Here is a 24,102-nt window from a genome sequence, read left to right as displayed (position 1 = left end):
GTAATTTCTACCATGGCGGATTTCAAGATATAGAAGCAGTTGCGTTTTTTTAAAGGTGTCAGATGGATTATTCAGTAATTTCTTGCGGAGAGGTTGATAATCTGCGCTTGAGACTCGGTGAAAGGGCAAACCTAGAGTTGGCCTCAGGCGAGCGGATGTGGAGTGAAATTGTCGGTGTGAAACTTGGCTATTTCCTGTCTGTGTGGGTTCCAGACCTGAAAGAAGCGGACTACAAGAAATATTTTACCGACTATCCGGAAGTCACAGTACGTGCAAAGTGTGACGGATGCTATCTTTGTGGATTTAAAAGCTCCGTTACCCGTGTTCAGCTGTATCCATATCCTCTCCTTTTTCTGTCCTACCCCCGAAAATTTGAAAAAATCAACCTGCGCAAAAGCAAGCGGGTTGAGTGTTTCCAACTGGTTTCCTTATGTAATGAAGCGTGCGAGCTTACCGGAGTTTTCAGGGATATTTCCGAAGGCGGCGGACGGATTGAGTGCACTTTTCCAAGGGAATCGGATGTTGGGAGCTTTGTTGAGAATGAAAGAATACGATACCGGTTTGATTATGCGCAGAGTTATAACACAATCAGCGGGGTCGGGGTTATCAGGAATCTGATTCAGGCCGGGAGCAGGTTGTCCTTGGGATTGAAGTTTGAAAGTTTCGACGGTGACTGCAAGTCTGATCTCGCAAAGGTCATCAAATCCTTTGATATTTAATTTGTCTGGCATAAGACGTAAAAAATCCCCCGCTGCTATGCAACGGGGGATTTCTTTTGGATAGGTAAAGGTCTTTTCTAGAATTTGAAACCGATTTTTTCGCGGATTTCTTCCATATTCTGGGCGGCCTTTGCTCTGGCCTTTGCAGTGCCTTCAGCAAGAATCTGCCATACCAGATCGGGGTTCTCGTCCATTTTGCGGCGGCGTTCCTGCATGGGCTCAAGGAATCTGGCCATGCTTTCGGCAAGCAGCTTCTTGCAGTTCACGCAACCCCAGGATGCATTGCGGCAGCCTTCTTCGATCTCTGCACACTTATCGCTGTCGGTGAGCAGTTTATGGTAGGGGTAGAGGTTGCAGATCTCCGGGTCACCCGGATCAGCCTTTCTGAGCCTGTTCTTGTCGGTGAGCATGGACATGATCTTGGGCAGAACTTCTTCCATGGGTTCGCCGAGGAAAATGCCGTTATTGTAGCTCTTGGACATCTTGCGTCCGTCAAGACCGGGAAGCTTGGCATCTTCGGTGAGCATGGCCTGCGGCTCAGGGAAATGTTCACCGTTCAGAAAGTTGAAGCGGCGCGCGATTTCGCGGGCAAGTTCAAGGTGCGGAAGCTGGTCCTGTCCGACAGGCACGAGTGAGGGCTTGTACATGAGAATGTCTGAAGCCATCAGCACCGGGTAGCCGAGGAAACCGTAAGTGTTGAGTTCCTTCTGGATGAGCTCCTGACGCAGTTCCTTGTAAGTGGGGTTGCGTTCCAGCCAGCCCAGCGGGGTCAGCATGGAAAGGATCAGGTGCAGTTCGGCGTGCTCTTTGACCTGTGACTGGTGGAAAATTACGCATTTTTCAGGATCGAGTCCTGCTGCGACCCAGTCTTTGACCAGTTCGGGAACAAATCCCTGAATTCGTCTGGGATCTGAATATTCGCTGGTCATGGCGTGCCAGTCGGCTACAAAGAAGTAACATTCGTTATTTTCCTGAATTCTGACCCAGTTTACCAGAACGCCGAAATAGTGACCTAGGTGCAGGCGTCCGGTGGGCCTCATGCCTGAAACGATGCGGTTGTTTGTCATAGTCATATTGAAAATTGCGGTTAGATGATTTTTAAAAAATCAGCAGATTGTAGAAATAGCTCAACGCCGGAGATATTATCTTGCCAAGCAGTCCCAGCATGGCCAGAACGATGACAATAACAAATCCGTACCTGAAAGACATGAATCTGTATGCTGCCTCCCGGGGCATGAATCCGGCGATTATTTTGCTGCCGTCAAGAGGAGGGATAGGCAGAAGATTGAAAAAACACAAGGCCAGATTGATGATAACTCCGGCTTTGGCGATTAGGGCTGTCGGTTCCAGCACCCTGAGTGTTGTTTCTGAGTATCCGTGGAGGTCCAGTCCGAGTATGGTCTTCAGTACGAACGCGAATATGACTGCAAGCAGCATATTGGCAGCAGGACCGGCCAGGGCCACGAACATCATGTCCCGCTGGGGATTCTTGAAATACATGGGGTTGACCGGAACAGGTTTGGCCCAGCCGATCATGCGGGTGAGCACAAGGGCTAACGTGCCCAGAGGATCGAGGTGTTTCAGGGGATTCAAAGTCAGTCGACCGGCTATTTTGGCGGTCGGATCGCCGAGAAGGTAGGCGACATAGCCGTGAGCGGCTTCATGGCAGGTGATAGCGAGTAAAAAAGGAACAGCAAGGATGCTGATTTCTTTGATTATGTTGGCGATATCGAACATTGGGATCTGCGTTTCCGCAATTTAGAAGTGAATAAATGGCAGGCCAGGAGGGATTCGAACCCCCAGCATCCGGTTTTGGAGACCGGCGTTCTAGCCGTTGGAACTACTGGCCTGCATTTATTGGCTAATGACTCCTGTGCGCCAAAGCCAAGTGGGTGCTACCACGGGTGAAGGTGCTTGGCAAGAAAAAAGGAGCCTGTTTTTAGCAAACTCCTAAAAAAAATTAAAATAATAGCAGATATTGTTTGTTTTTAGAGGCTGAAACTACCCAAGAGCCTCCCTGACCTTGGACTTCAGTTCGCTCAGGTCAACAGATTTAACCACATAGTGATCGGCCGCTATGGATTTCATGTCGTGCTTGAAACTGTCGTATGCAGTGCTGAGGATGACCGGGATGCTTGGGTATTCCTGACGGATTTCCTGCAGCAGGTCCAATCCGGAACGGTCTATGCCGAGTTTGATGTCCAGAATGACGAGGTCGGGAGCTTCGCGTCTGATTACGGTCAGAATGTCCTCGGAACCGTCAGAAGTTGCTACTTTATAGCCTCCTGCTTCCAGTTCCTCTCTATACAGCATCCGTATATGTTTTTCATCGTCTACGACCAAAATTGTATGTTGAGTCATTTTCAACTCCTTGGAAGGCGTGGTTTTCTTTACTTACATTAGTTCAACAATCAACTTCCGGTCAACATTTATAGGCCTTTTTTTGGTTACATTTTAATCTGTTTCCGCAATTTCCCATTTAATTATCTTTTATGCTGATGCGTTAGGTTTTGGAGTCCTTTTATTGCTCCGGGACAGTCTTCCTGAAAGCCTCTTTAATTTGATTTCGATTTCACCATAGCATAAAAAAAACAAAAAACCCATTCTTCACGGGAAAAGTATTAAATTTTCGTCACGATAAGTTTGGATATGGAAAAATATCCCTTCATTGCGGTCTGAAAAGCTTGATGAAAGCCGGCTTAAAAGCTACATGCACATTTCCCAAGACGTGTCTAACACCTATAAATATGAATTCAAGGAGTCTGCTCATGGTAACTGTCAGACTTGAACCTGAGGACAAGGTTGTCGAGTTCTCCTCGCTAAACACTGTTCTGCAGCTTCTCAATAAACTCGGACTTCATCACACTGATGCCCTGGTCATCCGCGACGGACAGTTGCTGACCCAGGATCTGCGCATATACAAGGATGATGAGATAACCATAAGAAAAGTGATTTCAGTCGGGTAATATATATGAAATGCAAGGTTTGCAAAGCGGATGCAGTGGTTTCACTGCCGAGCCACAATACAGCGTTCTGCAAGGAACATTTTACTAAATTTTATCTGAAGCTTGTTTCCGAAGGTATACGGAAACGCAGTCTTCTTGAACGTGACGACAAGGTGCTGGTAGCCCTTTCCGGGGGCAAGGATTCCCTTGGGCTCATGTATGCTCTGTCCGAACTCGGATATGACGTGACCGGCCTGCATATCGACCTCGGAATTTTCGAATCCTCACAAAAAGCCAGAGCCGTGGTTGAGGACTTCTGCCGCGACAAGGGCTATCCTCTGAAGGTGGTGGAGCTGGAGAAAGAGGGCGTGCCCATGCCGCTGATCAAGAAGCACATCCGCCGTCCAATCTGCTCCATCTGCGGAAAGTTCAAGCGCCACTATTTCAACAAGGTCGCTCTTGAGGACGGATATACCGCTCTTGCAACCGGACACAACCTTGATGACGAAGTCGCCCGCCTTTTTGCCAATACCCTGCGCTGGGATCAGGCATACCTTTCCGATCAGGGCCCGGTGCTGCCTGCGGAAAACGGATTTGCCAAGAAGGTCAAGCCCCTGTTCCGTGTAAGCGAGTTCGAGTCGGCCAACTTTTCATTTCTGATGGGTATTCCTTACCATCATCTTCCCTGTCCATACAGCGGAGGTGCCAGTTTTACCGGGCACAAGCTGCTCTGGAGGGATCTGGAACTGCGCAGCCCCGGTTCCAAGCGAGCCTTTTACAAGGGTTTTCTTGATCGCGGTCAGCCTGCATTTGCTGCCATTGCACAGGATGAGAAGAGCAATGAAGTAAAACCCTGCATTGAATGCGGGTGTCCCACCTCCGCAGTGACCTGTAATGTATGCAGGCTCAAGGAACAGCTCAGACAGTCCATTGAGGAAAGCGGAAAGTGAGTTTTCCCAAGGTCTCGGTGACCATGCCCTGCTACAATTGCGAAGATACCGTCGGACAGGCCATTGAGAGTATTCTTGGCCAGTCCTTCGGAGATCTTGAGTTGATTGCGGCAGATGACGGGTCCAGTGACGGGACAGCATCGGTACTTAGAGAATATGCGGCAAAGGACTCACGTCTGAAGCCGCTTTTTCTTGATCATCAGGGGGTGGTCGGTGCGGCCAACGCTGCTATCAGTGCCGCCTCCGGAGAATATGTTGCCCGCATGGACGCCGATGACATATCCCTGCCGGACCGCATCGCAAGACAGGCCCGGCTGCTGGATGAACATCCCTGCGTAGGCCTGACTGCCTGCCGGGTCGGTTTCGGCGGGAACCGTGAAGACAGCGCGGGATATGCCCACTATGTGGACTGGATCAATACACTGGTTGATGCGGATGATATTGCACTCAACCGGTTTGTTGAATTCCCGTTTGCCAATCCGTCCATAATGATGCGCAGGGGGCTTCTCACTGAGCATGGTCCTTTCCGTGATGGAGACTTCCCTGAAGATTACGAGCTGGTGCTGCGGTGGCTGGAAGCCGGTGTGCGGATGCAGAAGGTGGATGAGGAGCTGCTGATCTGGAACGATCCTCCTGACAGGCTTTCGCGCAACCATCCCAAATACACGGTTGATGCATTCTATAACATCAAGAGTCGGTATCTTTATCGCTGGCTTGAGCGCAACAGCTCAACCCACCCCCGCGTAGGGGTCATCGGTGCAGGACGTGTTTCACGCAAACGCTATGAGATGCTTGAAAAAATGGGAGTCAAAACCTCATTCTACGTGGATATTGATCCACGTAAAGTAGGGCAGGTCATACATGGATGCCGGGTTCTGTCACGCAAAGAAATGCCGCCGCCAGGCGACACTTTTATCCTTTCCTATGTTGCGACCCGCGGAGCCAGAGATGAGATAATCAGGTTTCTCGACGAAAAAGGCTATGTCATGGGCCAGCACTACCTGCTGGTATCCTAGACTGCCCGCTTGCTACATAGGCAGGCAGTTTCTTGCCTCATCCTCGGATGTGTGGACCGCAGCCATCTGGCTGATGCTCATTGAATCAAGCACGGCCCGGAAGTTGTCCGAGAGTCCGGCAATGAATACGTTCATCCCTTTGATGCGTGCTTTCTCCACTACACTGTAAAGGGTGTCCATGGCCGCACCGTTGATGGAAGCCTTTTCCTGAAAAGCCAGCAGCAGGTTCGGCTTGGATGTTGCCAGGGCTTCGTCGAAGGTATCCAGCAGCAACCCTTCGGATTTGGAGGTCAGGTTCCCTGTTATCCTTATTACCGCCAGATTGTCTTCAAGGCTGAGCTGAACCTCGTCTTTTTTCTGACGTGCAAAGGCACGCCTGTCGCTGGAAAGTTGCAGGGCCTTTTCAAGATCCTCGCGTTTGACTGGCTTGTTTAGAAAATCCGTTGCGTCCAGATTCAGTGCCTGAATCGCCAGATCCATGTCGCCGTGGCCGGTGATGACAATCACCTCCGAATCCGGCGAGATAGCCTTGATTCTGCGCAATACTTCCAGCCCATCCATTCCGGGCATTTTTATGTCAGTCATGACCAGTTCGGGGTGTTCGGCATCAAAGAGTTCAATACCCTTTTCGCCGTTTTCAGCCGTCATGACTTCATGTCCGTACGCACTCAGCAGCATCCTGAACATGTTCAATGTTGCTTTTTCGTCATCAATTACAAGAATTCTACTCACGCCTAACCTCTGTATAGGTTGATTTTATAAATCATCTTCTTTAACTGAGGGAAAAGCAATGATGAATGCAGCTCCTTTTCCCGGTTCACTTTCGATTTCAATGATTCCCTTATAATCACGTACTATGCCATATGTTATGGCCAGTCCCAACCCCATGCCATATCCTACTTCTTTGGTACTAAAGAAGGGCTCAAACATCTTGTTGCGCACCTCTCCGGTTATGCCCGCTCCGGTGTCGGCAACCCTGATTACGATATTATCTCCCTTCTGGTAGGTGCTGATGCGGATGAACTCTTCGCTTTCAACCCCTGAGGAGTCCCTTTTCTCGGCAATGGCATCCTTGGCATTGTTCACAAGGTTGAAGAAGACCTGTTGCAGCCTGTTATCCTGAGCGACAATATGCGGCATTCCATCGGTCAGGTCCATTTCAAAAGTTATGTTCAGCAGCTCAAACTGCCGAGTCACCAACGTGAGTACGCTACGGATGGGGCTGTTTATGTCAACCCTGTCCGTCTTGAACCCGGATTTGCGTCCGAAGGCGCGCAGGGCGGAGATGATTTCCGCTGCCCGGTCAACCTGTGTGCTCACTTCCCGTGCGACTTCCTGCAACTGGGTGGCTGGTACATCCTTGCCCCGTTCGGCCATAAGAGCAAGAAATTCGCTTCCCATCTTGATGGCATTCAGGGGCTGGTTGACCTCGTGCGCAACTCCGGCGGACATTTCGCCCAGTGATTTCATTTTGGCCGCCTGCACCAGTTGAGCATCCTTCTCAATGATTTCAGTGATGTCGTTTATGGCAACGATGATGGAGGGTTTGCTTTTGTAGGTGATGGGGCAGGCGTGCATGTTCACGTAAACGGGAATTCCGCCTTTCTTCAGGTGCATTATTTTCGGATAGTAGATGCAGCCGGAAGGCCCTCCGTACTCCTCAAAAGCCTTGATGCATTCTTTGTTAGCTTCCGGGCCGAGCATGAGGAATGGTTCGCCGATCAGTTCGCCGTGTGTGTAGCCGTACAATTCGCTAACTCTGGGGTTTGCATCGATGATCCTGAATTCGGCGCAGGAAACCACCAGAATTGGGTCCGGGCCGCTGTCAAACAGGGATTTGTACTTTTCTTCTGATTCACGCAGTCTGCGGCGGTACAGCTTGATGGACCAGACCATGTTTCTGAAACTGTCCGCCAACTGGATAACCTCGTCCCCTTCCCGTTTGAAATAGAAGTGGCAGTTGCGGCACTGCTGCATTTTATTCTTTCCGTCAAGGCCGTTCTCGTAGTTGTTATTGGACAGGTCGAAGTGCCAGCAGGGGAAGTCGGTATTGTAGTAGGCCGGGCAACTGGCGGGATTCCAGTCCGTTCCCCCGGTGAGTATGTCGAGGCTCAGGTCGAAGTTGCCTCGCGACAACTCGTCCGAAAGCTGGGTCAGTCTGCTGACCGGCTTGGTGATATATTTCGCCAGCCTGTGGCTGATGATGAAGATGATGACGACGACAAATGAGATGAAGCCCAGAAATGTAAAGCGCAGGGTAGAGACCAGTTGATCGATATGTATCTTGTTCAGTCCAACGTGGACGGTGCCGATTCTATAAAGACCTTCACGGATGGGGACAGCTATGTCGTAGGCGGAGGTCTTGCCCAGATCAATCAGGCGTACGGACTTGTCCGTGCCTTCGGGGATCGGGTTGGCCTGGTCGAGTTTTTCCGGGAATGGTTTCGTGAATGTATGGCAAAGGACCTGGCCGTCTTTGCTGAGTACAAAGATATAGGTGATGAGGTGCTGCCTTTCCCTCAGTTTTGCTTCTTCAAAGGCAAGGCTGAGCAGTTTCGGGTAGTTGCGGTCAAGGATGTAACCGGCCCCGCGTTCGGCAATTGAGTAGGCAATGGCCACTCCGCGCAGCTCAAGTTCCTTTGTCAGGGATGATACCAGTATCCAGCGGGCCAACAGGGCGATTATTGCACTGATGATCAGAATTACGCCGAGTGTGGACAGGAATATCTTGTTCTTGAGCGTAAGCCCGGAAAAGCGCTCTGTAAGTGCATCTATGTGGAAAATGTTCATGGTTTGATGCTCCCTTTCAGGGCAGCCCAGTCCCGGATAAGCTCAAATCTTCCGTCCCGGAAACGGGTGAAATATACTTTATCCATCCCCTGATGATCCTGATTCCCATAAGAGACAGTGATTCCGGGGGCAATTTCGTATTTATCCATTGATTCCACTGCTTCAATGAACTTTTCGCGGTTAAGCTCACGTCCGCTTCTACGCAGGCCCTCAACCAGTATTCTTGCGTTGAAGAATCCTTCAAGACCGACAAGGTTGGGGGTCTCGTCGGGATAGTATTGCTTCATGAGTCTTATGTAGCTGGCCGCCTCCGAATGTGACAGATCGTGGTCCTCGCTGAAGGGCGGAACCACCTGCGACATTATTACTAATGAATTGTCGTTGCCAAGTTCCTGTGCGAACTGGCGGGCGCCCATAAATGACACCGTGTAAAAGACAGGATGCGCTCCTTCTTTGCCCATCTGTTCCATGAACTTGATGCAAGGTCCGCTGGTGCCGATCATGAAAACGGCCTGTGCTCCGGAATACTTGATCTTCTGGACTCCCTCCTGAACATCAAGGGAACCTCGCGTATATGATCCTCTGGCGACAGGTTCCAGATCGAATTCCTTGAGCGCCAGTTCTGTTCCGGTCAGTCCGTCGAATCCGAAGGCATCATACTGGTAGAAAACGGCAATGCGGGTTATGCCGAGATCTTTGACCATGTGTCGGACAGCTTCCTTTGTTTCCTGATAGTAGGAAGGTCGGATATTGATTACGTAGCGGTTGAACGGTTTGCGCAGGGCATTGGCTCCGGTGAACATCCCCAGCAGGGGGATGCGGGCATCGTCCACCAGTGGAAGAATTTTTACAGTGGTCGGAGTTCCCACGTAGCAGAACAGGGCGAAAATCTTGTCGTCGATAATGAGTTTCTGAGTGTTTATAAGGCATTCCGGAGGATCGTAAGAGTCGTCATACGCGACCACCTCAATCCTTCTGTCATGAATTCCGCCTTGATCGTTGATATGATTGATGTACGACAGGGCTCCATGCAAAGTCTGGGTTCCGAGGTAACTTGCATGGCCTTCGAGGGCCAGAGACGATCCAAGCACTACTTTGTCAGGATAGACACCGGGATTGATTTCTTCCTGAACTTTTACATCAACGGATCTTTCACAGGCAGCCAGAAGCAGCAGTGCAAGGATGAAAACAGTTTTTCTCATGAAAAGTCCTTATTCCGGATTCGCAAGGGTCATGGCCATGACCGCCTGTCCCTTGAAAAGTGTGCTGCGCTTGCGCGGGGGAATTTTGAGGCTTCGCAGGAACTGGAAGCTCAGCCTGGTCATCCCCAGTCCCATGGACCGTGATCCCCGGGCTTCGGCATAGATCAGATGGGGCTGGAATGTCTTGCGTGCCGGCATGTATATAAGCATGCACAGGATTACTTTGTCGTTGCGGGAGATTTCATGCCCTCCATCCCTGATGGAACCGATGATGGCCAGTCCTCCTTTGGAGATGTCCACAACATGTGCCTTTCTGGTTTTGGCAGGCAGGTCTTTGCGGTTGTCGATAATTATGTCAGGCTCGGAGTTGTCCAGCAGATAATCAATGTCGTAGTCTTCGCCTTGTATGCGCCATACCTTGATCTTTATGAAACGTTGGTCTGCGACTTTTCTGCGGGCGAACACCCTGCGCTTGATGTAGCCGAAAGAGGATGTGCGGGTTATGACGGCTCCCTTGTCCGGGGTGAAACTCTTGATCCTGCCCACACATGCGTTAATTTTGGTGTCTCCCCTGAGGAACTCATCGAAAACCAGCTTCACCTCGCTGCCCGGTACGAACAGAGATGCGGTAACCATGTCCTTGAAGGTTACGACAACATTAATTCCTTCGGTTCCGGCGATGTTCACCACTGCCGCAAGTGTACGCTGTCCTGATCTTTCTCCGAACACATCAGCCTGGGCCTGTTCCAGAACCAGTCTTTCCAATACGTCATGGTCTGTACTCGCTTTCCATTCATCCGTTTTCTGTACCGGAGTTGTTTCTGACCTGGATTTGCCGGTGCTGCCTTTCAATGCGTTCAGCTTGTCTGTAACAGCGGAGATCCGTGCATTAAGATACTCGGTGATCAACGGGACAAGACTATATTTTATTGCGACATAGCGGACCAGAAGGATTACAATGCCAAGAGCAATAAAGGAAAAGAAAATTTTTACAGGCTGCGGCAGGGGAGGCAATCCATAAAATGTATTTTGTATGGTTCCCAAAAACCTTGTATCTACTTTTGATTGAATCATAATATATTTCTAATGGTGTGCAGTTCAGAAGATACTTTGCTTGATTGGTTGATCGAGTAATTTCATACTGCACTGTAGCGTTTAGTTGGACGCACCTGCTGTAAATGCTTCAGATCTGATTCTAATCTTAGTGCTGAGTTTTCATTATTTCAATTAATTTGTTTTTTTCGGTACGCTAACTCTTGCCGACTTTGAAGACAACATGTAAATATGAGTTCAGTTTGGCAACAAAAGGAGTGCACATGCCCGGAAAAATTCTAGTTGTGGATGATGAAGTTCACATCAGGATGCTTCTTGAACAGACTCTCGAAGAGCTTGAGGACGAATATGATGTGGAACTTCTTACCGCCGAAAACGGTGAAGAGGGCCTTGATTGTATTCGCGAGGAACGCCCAGAGCTTGTGTTTCTAGATATTATGATGCCATACATGAATGGCTACGAGGTCTGCCAGGCTGTGCGCGAGGAAGAGGAACTGGCGGATGTGAAGATAATACTGCTGACAGCAAAGGGTCAGGAGGTTGATCGCAAGCACGGGTTGGAACTTGGTGCCGAGCGTTACATGACCAAGCCTTTTGATCCGGATGAGATTCTGGAAGTGGCCAAATCCATTCTCCACCTTGAAGACTGATAGTACAGCAGATGAGTTCGAGTCTGAAACCGGAAGTACGGCTTAAAAGAATCATAAAGCCGAAGAAGCTCAAAGCTTTTTTCCATAAGGCTGAACCCCTGCTTCCTCAAGGGGTGCAGTTGTGTGCTTATGTGGACAGTCTTCCGATTTTCTGCTCCGAAACTTCCGTTTCCAAGTCGCTTGAATCCATACTTGTCCCGGTTAAGAATCCCTCCAATGAAAATATTTATATAGGGGTCAGCCATGGAAAAGGGGTTGTCCTTTCAAACGAAGAGCTGGACCGGATCAGGTCCGTTCTTGATCTTACCGCTTTTTCCATTTCCAACTACATAGAATCTGAATCGGCAAGAAGGCTGATCGGAGAGGAAACGCTTTCCAAATACCGGGAACTTGCTCTTTTGCACCGTTCCATTGTTGAGCTGAATAATTCGTTACGGCTTAAAGATGTAATTCACGCCCTGTCCAACGAGTGCAGGACCTCGGCCTTGCCTGCCGAGATGGGTGTTGTCTACCTGCCAGAGGAAGGCGGGTTCAGTGTTTTCGACAGCTTCGGTGATTTTGAGAACGGAACTTTCAACGGTCTTGTGAACAGTCCTCTTTTTGAAGATGTAATTGCCAGTCTACGTGGTGAAATTATCAATGATGTCAATCAGGACAGCCGTTGTCGTCACAGTCTTCCAGGAAATGTACGGTCGCTGCTGATAATGCCCATCCCGTCCCCTAGCGTCTGCGAAGGCGTGCTTGTGCTGCTTTCTTCATGCGTCAATATTTTCAATGCTGCTCATCTCAAGCACGTTGCCACTCTGGCCTCTGTTGCCGGAATTTCCATAAGCAATGCGTATAATTTCGAATCCATAAGAGTTCTTATGGATGCTCTGCTCAAGGCGCTGGCGGAAGCTATCGATGCCCGGGACCCCTTTACTGCCGGACATTCCGAACGGGTTGCCCATCTTGCCGTTTCTTTTGCACGGCAGGTTTCCCATGAAAACGGGCCGTTCAAGAATATCAGTTTCAGCGATGAGCAGCTTCGCGAGATTTTTTATTCCGGCATCCTTCACGATATCGGCAAGATCGGCATCAAGGAAGAGGTCCTGACCAAGAAAACCAGACTTCCAACTTCCATGCTTGATGTTATCGGGATGCGCCTCAAGCTTTTCGGACTGCATCACCAGAAGGAATGGGAAGACGATTACAAGCGGATCAAGAAGATAAATGTTTCTCTCAGTCCTGATCAGGAAGATCTGGATTTCGTTGATTTGATGAGCAGTGTGAAATTCAAGGTCAACGGTTCCACCGTGCATATGATTCAGCCGGATGAACGCAAATGTCTGCTGGTGAAGCGCGGCAATCTGACCAGTGAGGAGCGCATGGAGATTGAGCGCCATCCGGCCGAGAGCCAGCGAATTCTGGAGCACATACCTTTTCAGGATGACCTATCCCAGCTGTTGACAATTATCGGCCAGCATCATGAGCGGCTGGACGGTTCAGGTTATCCTAACGGGCTCAGGGATGAGGAAATTCTCATACAGAGCAGAATACTTGCCATTGTCGATATCTATGACGCCATAACTCAGGAAAGGCACTACAAACCGGCAACCCCGCGTTCAAGGGCCCTTGAGATCCTTGATATTGAAGCGCGGGAAGGCAAGCTGGACAGTGCTCTGGTTCAACTGTTTATTGATAAAATTTCTGCAATTGAAAGCGGTGCTGATTCCATCAATCTGGACCGCCCGATGTCACCGAGGTTCTGCAAGATACCTCGAAGCAATCTGAACTAGTCGAATAACCGGACGAATCCCGGCAAGAGGATGAGCTCCTTGCCTATCCGGGTGAACCGGTATGCTCGGCAGAAAACATCCCCGGGGTATCCGGTATGAAAAGAGTCGGTCTGAAATCGTTGCTTCTCACGTTGCTGGTATTCATGCTGGGTAGCTCTCCTGCTCCTGCCGAAGAACAGAGAAATTTCATTCTTGGCATGTCAGCCGCATTTACCGGCCCCAGCAAGGGGCTCGGCATTGAACTTTACCGGGGATCGCAGGCCTATTTTGATCAGGTGAATGCCCGGGGAGGAATCAACGGGCGGAAGATTGTGATTCAGTACTATGACGACGGATACAATCCCCTTCCTGCCATCCGCAACACCATCAGGCTGGTTGAACAGGACGAAGTAACCTGCCTGTTCAACTATGTAGGCACTCCAACGGTTACGCGGGTCCTCCCGGTCATCAAGCATTTCAATTCAAAGAAGCCGGTATACCTTTTTTTCCCGTTTACCGGGGCTCAGCCGCAGCGTGAATTCCCATACGAGGATTATGTTTTCAACCTGCGGGCATCCTATCGTCAGGAAACCTGGGGGCTGGTCCACAATCTCTACATGGTCGGGCGCAACCGTATAGCTGTTTTCTATCAGGCGGATGCTTACGGTCGCAGCGGCTGGGACGGTGTGAGAAAGGCACTGGCCGAAAAAGAGCTCTCTCTTGTGGGGGAGGCAACCTACAGGCGCGGAGCAACATTTGGCGAATCCATGAAAAGGCAGGTCGAGATTCTGGCTGCGACAAAGCCTGATGCGATAATTTCAATCGGCGCTTACGAAGCATGTGCAGCCTTTGTCAGGGATGCCCGAGATGCCGGACTGGATGTGCCCATATGCAATCTTTCCTTTGTGGGCAGCGAAAATATGCTCAGCCTTCTGCAGGATCTGGAGAAGAATGGCGGCCGCAATTACACCGAAGATCTGATCAATACGCAGACTGTTCCCAGTTACGAGGATACCTCGTTGCCTGCTGTACGCGAATACCGTCAGGTTATGACGGAGCATCCTCCCGCATTGCCGGATGGAGTGGACAGGGGGTACAGCCCGCTCAAATTCAGTTTTATCAGCTTTGAAGGCTATCTCAATGCCAAGGTAATTACCAGAATTCTGGAGCGGCTTTGTCTGCACCAGTACAGCGGTAATATTTATGCCGCCACCCTGTCGATCCGCAAGCTTGATATAGGCATAGGTGCGGAAGTCAGTTTCGGCAGAGGCAAGCATCAGGGCTTGGACGAGGTTTATTACACCACAGTATCTGACGGGAAATTCGTGCCGCTCGGCGACTGGAAGAGGTGGAGCAAATGACGATAAAGATGCGCATGTCCAAAATTTTTCAGAAGACCATGCTTCTGAATTTTATCCTTTTCGGGGTCATTTCCTGTTCACTGTCATTCATGTCGGCTCTGACTCTGCACAACCATATGGTTGATGAGTATATCAGCAAGGGCAAAGCCATTGCGGGCAGTATTGCCAGCTTGAGCGTGGAGATTCTGCTAAACCGTGATTCTTCCACAATCCAGTCCATGATCGACCAGTTCCGTGCCAGTGACGGCGCTGCATATGTTTATGTGCAGGATGCCAACGGAGACATCATATCCCATACTTTTGTTCCCTGTGTGCCTGCTGTTCTCGCGTCCAGCAACATTCACCCGGAGAGCATGTCCATCCGGGAACTGGATATTCCGGAGTTCGGCGATGTGATAGACATAACCAAGCCTATTCTTGCCGGAATGGCCGGGTATGTTCATGTGGGAATGGATAAAGGCATTATCAACAAATACGTCTGGATTGCCATCGCTAAACTTCAGGTGGTCATGTTCTTCATTTTCTGGGGCAGCGTTTTCATTCTCTACATCATGGTAAAGAAGATTTTAGAGCCACTGAACCAGCTTACCGAATACGCCAAGAAGTTATCCGACCACGATTTTACTGCGGATATTAAAATTACTTCCAACGATGAAATCGGTCTGCTTGCCCGCACCATGAAGAATATGGCCGGAGAGTTGACCACACTCATTTCCGGGCTTGAGAGGGCTGTCGGTAATGCCACCAGTGAGCTTCAGGACACCCTCACGTACATGGAAGTCATCATGGACAACCTTGCAGACGGCTTGCTGGTTGTGGATGTAAAGGGACGAATTACGCTCACCAACCCGGCTCTTGGTGAGTTGTTCGGGATGAACGGGCGTGAATTGAAAGGAAAGGATATAAAGGAACTTTTTTCCAATGAAATGACTGACCTTTACCACCTCGTGCGCGGGTGTGAGCATGAAGTCTATTCAACCGAGATAACCCTCCCGGACCGTCGGACCGTGAAGGCTGTTGCCACCCCGATTCATAAGTGGGAATCCGAAGACAGCTATAATATTTGTCTGGGTGCGGTAATACTTGTTCGGGATATTACTTATGAAAAAGAGGTTGATAACCTCAAGACGGACTTTATTTCCACTGTTTCGCATGAGCTGCGGACCCCGATGACTTCGATTCTGGGTTTTGCAAAGATAATCAAGAAGAAGCTTGAGAAGAGTGTGTTTCCCCTCTGTGAGGCTCCTGACAAGAAAACCCAGCGGTCCATTTCACAGGTTCAGGATAACATCGGGATTATTGTGTCGGAGGGGCAGCGCCTTACCGACCTGATCAATGACGTTCTTGATATTGCCAAGATGGAGTCCGGTAAAATCGACTGGAAGAAAGGTCCTGTTGAAATAGGGGAGGTCATCAATACCTCGGTTCAGACGACCATGCCATTGTGGCAGCCTAAAGGACTCAGGATGGTTGTGGATATCGAAGACGGCTTCCCGGTCATATACGGTGACCGGGACCGCGTTCTGCAGGTAATGGTCAACCTCGTTTCCAATGCGGTAAAGTTTACAGACTCCGGGGTCATAACCTGTACTGCGCGCTACCACGCTGATGAAATCATGGTCAGTGTCAGTGATACAGGCAGCGGTATTTCACCGGAAGATCAGAAGATAATATTTGAGCGTTTCAAACAGGCCGGGGACACTCTGACCGGAAAGCCCAAAGGCACCGGCCTTGGTCTGCCTATCTGCAAGCAGATTGTGGATCATCACAAGGGTCGCATCTGGGTGGACAGCAAGCGCGGCGAGGGAAGTTCCTTCCATTTCACCCTTGCAATAGATTCACCGGGAGAAACAGGACAGGTTCATGCTCCTGTGGTAAGGTCCTGCCGCGGGGAAATGCGTCCGGGCAGCCCCGACAGTCCGCTCATTATGGTTGCAGATGACGATCCGGCCCTCAACGAGTTTCTATCACAGGTTCTTGAAGAGGAAGGGTACCGTGTAATAACGGTATCAAACGGGCAGGAGGCTGTTGAAACGGCCAAGATAAGGATGCCCCAGCTTATCACCATGGACCTGAAGATGCCGGTCATGAACGGCGATCAGGCCATACGTGCTCTGCGTATGGATCCTTCTACCAGACATATCCCGGTGATAGTCATCAGCGCTCTTGCCGAAGGTCAGAAGGCCGGTGGAGATGCCGCACTTATCAAACCTATTGATGAAAAGAGGCTGGTGGAAACAATCCATGGGCTGTTGCAGGAGGATCTCATGATGACTGATCCCTGCATGGTTCTCGGGCAGGAGCAGAATCCTCCGGTGGAAAGCCTGCTGGTTATGTGTCCCGGCAAGATCAATTACTGTCCCCCCACCGACCTGTGGAACAGGGTCACTTCCGGGTTCAAGGGGACAATTTTCATTACCGCCGAGCTCAGTGCCAGTCTTGACCTGAATCGGTTGTCGCAAATTCCAGATGTGCAGATTGTTATTTTACCAGAAAACTGATAGCAGTTCCATCCATGGAACATGCAGCAAAATACGGGGCCTTCAAATACAAGTCCTGTGAGAAATGTCTTTGGGTCGGGCCGCTGGATGAATTTGAAATAATCCCGGCTCTGATTGAAAGTATGGCATTTGTCAGATGTCCCAGCTGCGGCTTTGCGCTAAGCCATGGTGCAGGCATTTTCGAAGACAGCGGCTGCGGGCTGCCGCATGGTTTTACTGTTGTGTCCGGTGGTCAGACCGGGGTTGACCGCGGGGCGCTTGATGCAGCGATCGCGTTGGGGATTCCGCACAGGGGCTGGTGTCCCCGTGGACGAAAGGCGGAGGACGGGATTATTCCCGCCCGCTACAATGTGCAGGAAACGGAATATGTCCATTATTGGAAGAGAACTGAACACAATGTGCTTGATTCCGACGGAACCTTGATATTCTCTGCAAACTGCGAGTCAAAAGGGACAGCGCTGACCATACGGATGGCCCGCAAGCATCGGAAGCCTGTAGCGGTGGTCTCACCGGATTCCATGGTAGCTGAAAAGACTGTTGCAGCCTGGATCGGTGCGGAAAAAATCAGGATTTTGAATGTTGCCGGCCCCAGAGAAAGCGGTTGTCCGGGAATTTCAAACCGGACCAGAGGTTTTCTGATTTCAGTGTTTTCGGAAATGATGAAAAACTGTTGAGTCTCTTCTTTTTTGCGTGGCAATTATCTCCCGGCGTGGAATTCCACCTTATCGAGCAGCAGGTTCAGTCTTTCATAGGATTCATTGATAGCTGGCCAATCATTACTTACAACGGCAATGCGCATATCTTTCAGTTCTTCCGCATAGTCATTGAAGCCAAAAGTCAGGGCTGCACCACGCGAGGAGTGAGCCCTTTCGCTGACCTCTTCCAGATCACCGGCTTCGATGGAGATTCTTATCTGATCAAGATCTTTTTTTAGCGATTCCATCAGTACCGGGATCAGATCGATAAGATCCTCTTTTATTGCTACCTTCATCCGTGTCCTGTCAGCTAGATTGTTCAATTGTTTTTTCAGGAATAATTCCCGCCTGCATAAGATTACACAATCTTCCTGCTTATTGCTTAATAGTACGATTCTTTTCGGCACAGATATATTATTTATTACGTTTGAAGGCTGAGTTTCTGTTTTTCTCGCCGTTGAGACTGCTTGACAACGTTTGCATGTTTATTAACATATGAATAGTTGTTCATATATAAACACGTGGAGTTGTGATGTCTGAAAATTATATAGATTGCTGTGACGGACACAACCCGGACTCAGGGACAGTGGAACTGGTGAAGGAAAAGTGTTGCTCCAGGGAAGCCATGCAGGATCTTGCAGCAGTGTTCAAACTCATGGGAGACCCGGTCAGGATCTCCATTTTGCATGCTCTTTCAATGTCCGACCTATGTGTCTGCGATCTTGCAGAGCTGCTGGATATGAGTCATTCGGCTGTGTCACACCAGCTAAGGCTGTTGCGTACCGCCAGGATGGTCCGTTTTGAGAAGCATGGGCGAAAGGCAGTCTACAGTCTCAGTGACAGCCATGTGGAAACCATAATGCGGACTGCTCTGGATCATATGCACGGGACAGGGTGCCCGCCTGATAAGGAAGATTAACAATGGATATTATAATCAAAATTGCCCACGAGTCATGGGAGGTGCTGTTGGAATCTGCGCCTTTCATGCTTTTTGGATTTTTTGTCGCAGGGCTTTTGAAGGCTTTTGTGGGGCCGGAATTTATAAGCAGAAATCTTGGTTCCGGAAAGGTCTCTGATGTGTTCAAGGCATCAATCCTCGGTGTGCCTATTCCTCTGTGCAGCTGCGGGGTAATTCCGGCTGCAGCCCAATTGAGGCAGCAGGGGGCCAGCAAGGGGGCGACTACTTCATTCTTAATCTCCACTCCAGAAACCGGTGTGGATTCCATTGCTGTGACCTACGCACTCCTGGACCCGGTAATGACTTTCTTCCGTCCCTTTGCAGCTTTTTTCACCGCGGTAGTGGCCGGAATACTGGTGGACAGAAACGATAAGAAGAATGGAAGCAGCCCACAGCTGATTCCCGACGCCGTCCTGCATCAGCACTCCAGCGCAGGGCTTCAGGGCCAGGGCAGTTGCGGGTGCTCATCTGCAGATTGCTGCGGGAGTGTTGAGCTTACACCGCCTGTGACTGGCTGTTCCGGGACGGATTGCGGTTGCGGGGGGCACGGAGAAACCAAAATTCCAGCTACGGTTTTTGAGAAGCTTTCAGCAGGACTGAATTACTCTTTCGGAAATCTGCTTCAGGATATAGGCCTCTGGTTCCTGGGAGGAGTGGTGCTGGCTGGAATCTTCGGAGCACTGATTCCGGACGGTTTCATTGAGCAGAATCTTGGAGACGGTTTCCTTTCCCTGCTGATTATGCTGGTGGCGGCCGTACCTCTTTACGTATGTGCCACCGCATCTACCCCTATTGCGGCAGCACTGGCCCTCAAGGGGCTCTCACCCGGAGCGGCACTGGTCTTTCTGCTCGCCGGACCGGCCACGAATGCGGCCTCCTTTACTGTAATAGCAAGACTTCTGGGCAGACGCTCTGCGTTCATTTACCTTGGTGCGATCATAGGGTGCTCCCTTTTTCTGGGTGTACTGGTCAATTGGGTATATTTTGCTCTCGGCTTAAGTGTCACCGACTGGGTGCAGAGCGGGGCTGGCGATGAGCACGGCGTACTATACATTGTGAGCGCGCTCATTCTTCTTGCCTTGATCCTCTATCCCAAGGTATCGGCATTGGTGAAGGGTAAGTCCGGATCAGGACACGACCATTAAAGAATTGTTCAGCCCCAAGGAGGAAGATGTGACTGGAGAAGGTGTAGAAGCCATCGTAGTGATGCTGGTGATTGTCTTTGCCGTTTTTCACATGGTCAGGAAAAAATCCCGTGAAGGGCTGGATGAAATGATAAAGCGCCATTCGGATAATGAATCTGGTGAATCCGAAGAGAAATAAGAAAGACACCCCCGTAACAATCGTTCCGGGGGTGTCTTTTTGGGTTATGAAAAGTACCGGTTACTTCTTCACTCCGAGAGCTGTGTTTATGAGCTGCTCAGTTGTGCTGATGGTCTTGGAGTTTGCCTGGAATCCGCGCTGGGTAAGAATCATCTGGGCAAATTCTTCCGCAAGATCCACGTTGGAGGTTTCCAGTGTGCTTCCTACTACGGAGCCAAGTCCTTCCTTACGTGCTACACCCTGAATCGCATCTCCGGAATCGGTAGTGGCGCTGAAATAGTTTGATCCCTCTCTTCTCAAGCCGAATTCGTTTTTGAAGTTGTACAGGTTTACCTGATACAGTTGCTGGCTGAGTCCGTTGGAGAAATGAGCGGTCATGATGCCATCGGAGTTGAAATCAACATTGTGCAGGTAACCTTCACCGAAGCCGTTCTGCGATTGGCTGATGGTTGAGGATGAGCCGTAGTAAGCTGTTGTGCTCAGCGCGTTGATCCTGCCGCTGTTCATAACCGACAGATTGGAGGCGTTACTGCCTACGCTCGCTGCGGTTGCACCGGGCTGTGTCCAGGTACTGTCGCCGGATTGGATGCCCATGTTGAGCGATATTGTCTGCTGATTGGTAGATCCGTCATTGCCCAGAAGTGTTGCATTCATAACCGGCAATCCGTTGCTGTTCATGGTGGCAACTGACCAGTTGCTGAGCGATTTGGGATCGCTGGCCCCGTCTGCGAGGGTGTAGGCGCTCTGATTGATCAGGGTGCCGTCGCCCGAGAAGGTCAGGGTTCCGGTCATGAGCAGACCTGCGGCGGATGTTGCTGCGGTCGCTGACCTGCCGTCGCTTGCCGGAGGAACGGTGACAATGTACTCCCAGTACATTCTGTCGGAGGGGTCGCCGTCGTTGACTACCTTGTCGAAATATACCACCAGATCATGGGTGGTGCCGCTCTGATCATAAACCTTCAGTGATGTGCTGTAGGCAAAATCTTCTGAGTTGAGCGGAGTATCGCTGGTGCCGTCCCATGTCTTCAGCAGTGAGAAGAAAGGAGATCCTTCAACGTTACTGTTGTCCACGGAGCCGGAGTCGAGGTTTGTTCGGACACTGGCTTCAGTCGTCGGCTTCGGGTCGGACTTGACCACAAGCACTTCCTGACCGGAGGCATTGGTCTCCGTCTTCATGGGCAGGGCTATATTCTGGGAGGTGCTGCCTATATTGCCGTCATTATCTATTGAGTAACCCTGCAGGATGTTGCCGTGTGAATCAACCAGCTGGCCGTTCTTGTCAAAGTGGAAGTTACCGGCACGGGTGTAGAGGCTTCCGCTGTCGTCCGATTTGGCGACACGGAAAAATCCCTGACCTCCTATGGCGAGGTCAGTGCTGCTGCTGGTGGACTCATAGGAGCCTTCCGCAAAATTGATCCTTGTTGTGGAAACCCGTACTCCCGTACCTATCTGGCCGACTGTATTTGATCCGCCTCCGGCTACTACACCGGATATTGACCCGACCTTACTCTGGCTGTTCAGGGTTTCAAGAAAGGTATCGCCGCTCTTGTAGGCTGTGGTGTTCACGTTGGCGAGGTTGGCACCGATCTGTTGCATCAGAAATCCGTGCGCCTTAAGACCTGCCACGCCTGTATACATTGAGCTGAAAGCCATGGGTAACTCCTTGAAGGTCCGACTTCTGGTCATTGACTCCGCCGGAACCTGTTAAACCGTGCGAACGGGAATATTAATCCGCTCGACACAATATAAGCAAAGGGCGTGCCTAAAGTTACAGAAGGCGTATCTTAAGGAATAATAAGGAAAAATTAAGTCGGAAGAAGGAAAAAAAGTCTCCTTGAGCGGTTGAGGTAACCCAAGGGGAAAGAAAAAACTGCCCGTATCCAGCCGGTTAAGCAGAAATCTTCTTGCTCATATGGATCTTGAGTTTTCTGGCAGGGACTGATTCCGGGTTGATGGACAGGCATTTTTCAACAAATTTCATGGCATCTTTGCGTTTGCCGTCTTCATAATAGCAGCGCGCAATGTTGAAGTAGATATTTTCATCTTCTTCAGTAAGGACAATGGCTCGGGTATAGAACTCAACAGCTTCGTCGAACATCATGTTCTTGCGCAGGGAAATGCCGAAATCATTGAACAGGTGTTTGTGCTGCTTTTCAAATGCTGCATCAAGCTTGACCAGACGTTTGAATATGTCAGCGGCCTTCTCATCTTCCTTTCTGGTCAGGTAGCAAAGACCTATACCGAAGTTGGCCCTGATATTGTCTTCATCAATGTTGAGGGCCTTGCCGTACTCCATTTCCGCAGTAAAAGTGTTTCCCAACTGGCGCTGGCGGTCGGCCTTGGCAAGGGTCCTGGTCAGTTCTTTCATGGCCGGAAAGACCTTGGCGGTGTACAGCTCAAGTTCCGGTGTGAAAGATTCAAGAAGTTCTTCCTTGCTGATCAGCTGCGCTTCTCCCGAAGGCACATCATTTTCATTCAGGGGGCGAAGCTCTATCTCTCCGGTCTCAGTCTCTTCAGCATAGTACAGGAAGGACTGTATTACCTTGCGCTTGGTTGTTCCGGTCCCGATTTCCTGAACTATTTTGGTTGAGAATGCCCCTCTGATCCTGGGTTGAGGAGAAGAATTTTTATCCATGTCTTTCCAGTGGTAGGTTCGGGTGAAGGGTGCAAACGGAAGAACGCAAATCACGCGTTCAAAAACTAGCACATTTTATCTCAGGTAACAAATTCAAAAAAGCGAAATAAAGCGGAGGCTTGTGTATAAAACCTCCGCTTCCGGACACAATATGAGTCTTTATTCTTCTAAAGAATGTAGCGGGAAAGATCGCGGTCTTCCACTACATCCTGCAGTTTTTCTTTAACGTATTCGCGGTCAATCAGGATGGTTTCACCGGAACGGTCCGGTGCATCGAATGAAAGGTCGGAGAGGATTCTTTCCATAATGGTGTAGAGTCTTCTGGCCCCGATATTTTCAGTGTCCTCGTTTATTTTCTGAGCATTGGCGGCCACTTCTTCAAGGGCTTCCTTGCTGAAATCGATGGACAGTTTTTCGGTTTCCAGCAGGGCCTTGTATTGAACAGTGAGAGCGTTCTGCGGCTCGGTGAGAATACGGTAGAATTCATCTTTACCCAGGGAGGAGAGCTCCACACGCAGGGGGAAGCGTCCCTGAAGTTCGGGGATGAGGTCCGAGGGCTTGGAGTAGTGGAATGCTCCTGCAGAGATAAACAGGATGTGGTCGGTCTTGACCATACCGTATTTGGTGTTGACCACACAGCCTTCCACAACAGGCAGCAGGTCGCGCTGAACACCTTCTCTGGAAACATCGGCTGATCCGCCTCCGTCATGCTTACCGGCGATTTTGTCGATTTCATCGAGGAAAAGTATACCGGTCTGCTCAACTCGTTCACGGGCCAGTTCGGCAACGTTGTCCATATCGATGAGCTTGTCGGATTCCTGCTGTATGAGGATTTCGTATGCTTCGCGGATGTTGACCTTGCGGGTCTTCTTTTTGCCGGGGAACATCTTTCCGATCATGTCGGAAACCTGCATTCCCATGCCTTCCATGCCCGGCATGGACATGATTTCCACTCCGCCGCCCTGTACGGTCACTTCGATTTCCACTTCGCGTCCGTCGAGTTTGCCTTCGCGCCACATCTTGCGAAATTTTTCGCGGGTGGATGCTGCGTCTGCAGCGGGTTTCTCCTCTATCTGCGGTTCGCTTGAAGCACCGAAGAAGCCCATGCCCGATGACTGCGGTTTGGAGTTGGGCAGCAGGATGTCAAGCAGGGCGTCTTCAGCGTGCTTTTCCGCCTTGACCTTGACCTTGTCCATCTCTTCCTTGCGCACAAGGTTGACGCCGATTTCCATGAGGTCGCGGACCATGGATTCAACGTCGCGGCCCACGTAGCCGACTTCGGTGAACTTGGTGGCTTCGACCTTGAAGAAGGGGCAGCCTGCCAGCTTGGCCAGACGGCGTGCAATTTCGGTTTTACCGACCCCGGTAGGGCCCATCATGATGATGTTCTTGGGTGCTATTTCATCGCGCAGTTCCGGAGGAAGCTGCTGCCTGCGCCAGCGGTTACGCATGGCTATTGCGACCATGCGCTTGGCATCCGCCTGTCCGATGATGAATTTATCAAGTTCCGATACGATTTCTCTGGGGGTAAGATTACTCATTATGAA

At 50.3% G+C, this 24,102-nt stretch carries 23 protein-coding genes and 1 tRNA gene; 12 read left to right on the top strand and 12 right to left on the bottom strand.

The genetic code is table 11. The features are described from left to right. The first annotated feature begins 62 nt into the window (after positions 1 to 62). The gene (locus N7E73_RS03730; protein WP_432737683.1) at positions 63 to 719 is read left to right on the top strand and encodes a flagellar brake domain-containing protein; all 657 of its coding nucleotides are present in this window, start codon (positions 63 to 65) and stop codon (positions 717 to 719) included. Positions 720 to 796: 77 nt separating this feature from the next. Here N7E73_RS03730 and trpS read toward each other — a convergent pair whose 3' ends face one another. The 4 genes from trpS to N7E73_RS03710 all read right to left on the bottom strand — a co-directional run bounded on the left by trpS (position 797) and on the right by N7E73_RS03710 (position 3,080). Then, entirely contained in the window at positions 797 to 1,792 is a 996-nt protein-coding gene (trpS, locus tag N7E73_RS03725) for a tryptophan--tRNA ligase (RefSeq protein WP_432737681.1), read from the bottom strand. A 25-nt stretch (positions 1,793 to 1,817) separates the two neighbouring features. Continuing rightward, positions 1,818 to 2,456: a site-2 protease family protein gene (locus N7E73_RS03720; protein ID WP_432737680.1), complete on the bottom strand. Its 639-nt coding sequence runs from the start codon at positions 2,454 to 2,456 to the stop codon at positions 1,818 to 1,820. A 36-nt stretch (positions 2,457 to 2,492) separates the two neighbouring features. Further along, positions 2,493 to 2,569: transfer RNA gene (locus tag N7E73_RS03715), tRNA-Trp, on the bottom strand. A gap of 151 nt (positions 2,570 to 2,720) precedes the next feature. Continuing rightward, positions 2,721 to 3,080 (bottom strand): response regulator, encoded by a 360-nt coding sequence (locus N7E73_RS03710; RefSeq protein WP_432737679.1) that lies wholly within the window; start codon positions 3,078 to 3,080, stop codon positions 2,721 to 2,723. A gap of 407 nt (positions 3,081 to 3,487) precedes the next feature. Between N7E73_RS03710 and N7E73_RS03705 the strand changes: the two genes are divergently transcribed. Genes N7E73_RS03705 through N7E73_RS03695 form a run of 3 tightly spaced genes read left to right on the top strand, consistent with a single transcriptional unit; the run spans position 3,488 to position 5,630 of the window. Next, positions 3,488 to 3,685, top strand: coding sequence for a hypothetical protein (locus N7E73_RS03705; RefSeq protein WP_432737678.1), 198 nt, complete (start codon positions 3,488 to 3,490; stop codon positions 3,683 to 3,685). A 5-nt stretch (positions 3,686 to 3,690) separates the two neighbouring features. Continuing rightward, a complete protein-coding gene (locus N7E73_RS03700; RefSeq protein WP_432737677.1) occupies positions 3,691 to 4,614 on the top strand; it encodes an ATP-binding protein in 924 nt (307 codons plus the stop codon). Continuing rightward, a complete protein-coding gene (locus N7E73_RS03695; RefSeq protein WP_432737676.1) occupies positions 4,611 to 5,630 on the top strand; it encodes a glycosyltransferase in 1,020 nt (339 codons plus the stop codon). The genes N7E73_RS03700 and N7E73_RS03695 overlap by 4 nt, the downstream gene beginning before the upstream one ends. Positions 5,631 to 5,642: 12 nt before the next feature. Here N7E73_RS03695 and N7E73_RS03690 read toward each other — a convergent pair whose 3' ends face one another. The 4 genes from N7E73_RS03690 to N7E73_RS03675 are packed head-to-tail and all read right to left on the bottom strand — an operon-like array spanning position 5,643 to position 10,696. Then, positions 5,643 to 6,362, bottom strand: coding sequence for a response regulator (locus N7E73_RS03690; protein WP_432737674.1), 720 nt, complete (start codon positions 6,360 to 6,362; stop codon positions 5,643 to 5,645). Between the two features lie 24 nt (positions 6,363 to 6,386). Next, entirely contained in the window at positions 6,387 to 8,420 is a 2,034-nt protein-coding gene (locus tag N7E73_RS03685; RefSeq protein ID WP_432737673.1) for an ATP-binding protein, read from the bottom strand. Further along, positions 8,417 to 9,622 carry an ABC transporter substrate-binding protein gene (locus N7E73_RS03680; RefSeq protein WP_432737670.1) on the bottom strand — a complete coding sequence of 402 codons (1,206 nt, stop codon included), beginning with the start codon at positions 9,620 to 9,622 and terminating at the stop codon, positions 8,417 to 8,419. Before N7E73_RS03680 ends, N7E73_RS03685 begins: the two co-directional genes overlap by 4 nt. Before the next feature lie 9 nt (positions 9,623 to 9,631). Further along, positions 9,632 to 10,696, bottom strand: a complete 1,065-nt coding sequence (locus N7E73_RS03675) for a hypothetical protein (RefSeq protein WP_432737669.1) — start codon at positions 10,694 to 10,696, stop codon at positions 9,632 to 9,634. Positions 10,697 to 10,938: 242 nt separating this feature from the next. Here N7E73_RS03675 and N7E73_RS03670 point away from each other — a divergent pair, with 242 nt between their 5' ends. The 5 genes from N7E73_RS03670 to N7E73_RS03650 all read left to right on the top strand — a co-directional run bounded on the left by N7E73_RS03670 (position 10,939) and on the right by N7E73_RS03650 (position 17,618). Then, on the top strand, positions 10,939 to 11,325 hold the full coding sequence (locus tag N7E73_RS03670) for a response regulator transcription factor (protein ID WP_432737668.1): 387 nt from the start codon (positions 10,939 to 10,941) through the stop codon (positions 11,323 to 11,325). An 11-nt stretch (positions 11,326 to 11,336) separates the two neighbouring features. Further along, positions 11,337 to 13,103 carry an HD domain-containing phosphohydrolase gene (locus tag N7E73_RS03665; RefSeq protein ID WP_432737667.1) on the top strand — a complete coding sequence of 589 codons (1,767 nt, stop codon included), beginning with the start codon at positions 11,337 to 11,339 and terminating at the stop codon, positions 13,101 to 13,103. Between the two features lie 95 nt (positions 13,104 to 13,198). Beyond that, positions 13,199 to 14,443, top strand: a complete 1,245-nt coding sequence (locus tag N7E73_RS03660) for an ABC transporter substrate-binding protein (RefSeq protein ID WP_432737665.1) — start codon at positions 13,199 to 13,201, stop codon at positions 14,441 to 14,443. Beyond that, positions 14,440 to 16,944, top strand: a complete 2,505-nt coding sequence (locus tag N7E73_RS03655; protein WP_432737663.1) for an ATP-binding protein — start codon at positions 14,440 to 14,442, stop codon at positions 16,942 to 16,944. Before N7E73_RS03660 ends, N7E73_RS03655 begins: the two co-directional genes overlap by 4 nt. A gap of 14 nt (positions 16,945 to 16,958) precedes the next feature. Beyond that, complete coding sequence (locus N7E73_RS03650; protein ID WP_432737661.1) at positions 16,959 to 17,618, top strand: putative molybdenum carrier protein; 660 nt, start codon at positions 16,959 to 16,961, stop codon at positions 17,616 to 17,618. A gap of 23 nt (positions 17,619 to 17,641) precedes the next feature. On the opposite strand, the gene N7E73_RS03645 is transcribed toward N7E73_RS03650, so the two are convergent. Beyond that, the gene (locus N7E73_RS03645; RefSeq protein WP_432737659.1) at positions 17,642 to 17,935 is read right to left on the bottom strand and encodes an Hpt domain-containing protein; all 294 of its coding nucleotides are present in this window, start codon (positions 17,933 to 17,935) and stop codon (positions 17,642 to 17,644) included. Positions 17,936 to 18,171: 236 nt separating this feature from the next. Between N7E73_RS03645 and N7E73_RS03640 the strand changes: the two genes are divergently transcribed. Genes N7E73_RS03640 through N7E73_RS03630 form a run of 3 tightly spaced genes read left to right on the top strand, consistent with a single transcriptional unit; the run spans position 18,172 to position 19,920 of the window. Further along, positions 18,172 to 18,558 (top strand): ArsR/SmtB family transcription factor, encoded by a 387-nt coding sequence (locus N7E73_RS03640; RefSeq protein WP_432737658.1) that lies wholly within the window; start codon positions 18,172 to 18,174, stop codon positions 18,556 to 18,558. Positions 18,559 to 18,560: 2 nt separating this feature from the next. After that, positions 18,561 to 19,742 carry an SO_0444 family Cu/Zn efflux transporter gene (locus N7E73_RS03635; RefSeq protein ID WP_432737657.1) on the top strand — a complete coding sequence of 394 codons (1,182 nt, stop codon included), beginning with the start codon at positions 18,561 to 18,563 and terminating at the stop codon, positions 19,740 to 19,742. A gap of 28 nt (positions 19,743 to 19,770) precedes the next feature. Beyond that, positions 19,771 to 19,920 (top strand): hypothetical protein, encoded by a 150-nt coding sequence (locus tag N7E73_RS03630; protein WP_432737655.1) that lies wholly within the window; start codon positions 19,771 to 19,773, stop codon positions 19,918 to 19,920. Positions 19,921 to 19,980: 60 nt separating this feature from the next. On the opposite strand, the gene N7E73_RS03625 is transcribed toward N7E73_RS03630, so the two are convergent. From N7E73_RS03625 to hslU, 3 genes are all read right to left on the bottom strand, one after another. After that, entirely contained in the window at positions 19,981 to 21,573 is a 1,593-nt protein-coding gene (locus tag N7E73_RS03625; protein WP_432737654.1) for a flagellar hook protein FlgE, read from the bottom strand. A 235-nt stretch (positions 21,574 to 21,808) separates the two neighbouring features. Beyond that, positions 21,809 to 22,627: a tetratricopeptide repeat protein gene (locus N7E73_RS03620; protein ID WP_432737653.1), complete on the bottom strand. Its 819-nt coding sequence runs from the start codon at positions 22,625 to 22,627 to the stop codon at positions 21,809 to 21,811. Positions 22,628 to 22,722: 95 nt separating this feature from the next. Beyond that, positions 22,723 to 24,096: an ATP-dependent protease ATPase subunit HslU gene (hslU, locus tag N7E73_RS03615; protein WP_432737651.1), complete on the bottom strand. Its 1,374-nt coding sequence runs from the start codon at positions 24,094 to 24,096 to the stop codon at positions 22,723 to 22,725. Positions 24,097 to 24,102: the final 6 nt, after the last annotated feature.

The sequence above is a fragment of the Maridesulfovibrio sp. FT414 genome (assembly GCF_050916235.1).
Taxonomy (GTDB): domain Bacteria; phylum Desulfobacterota; class Desulfovibrionia; order Desulfovibrionales; family Desulfovibrionaceae; genus Maridesulfovibrio.
The sequence above is the reverse complement of the archived record's forward strand: the minus strand, read 5'-3'. Positions and strand labels throughout refer to the sequence as shown.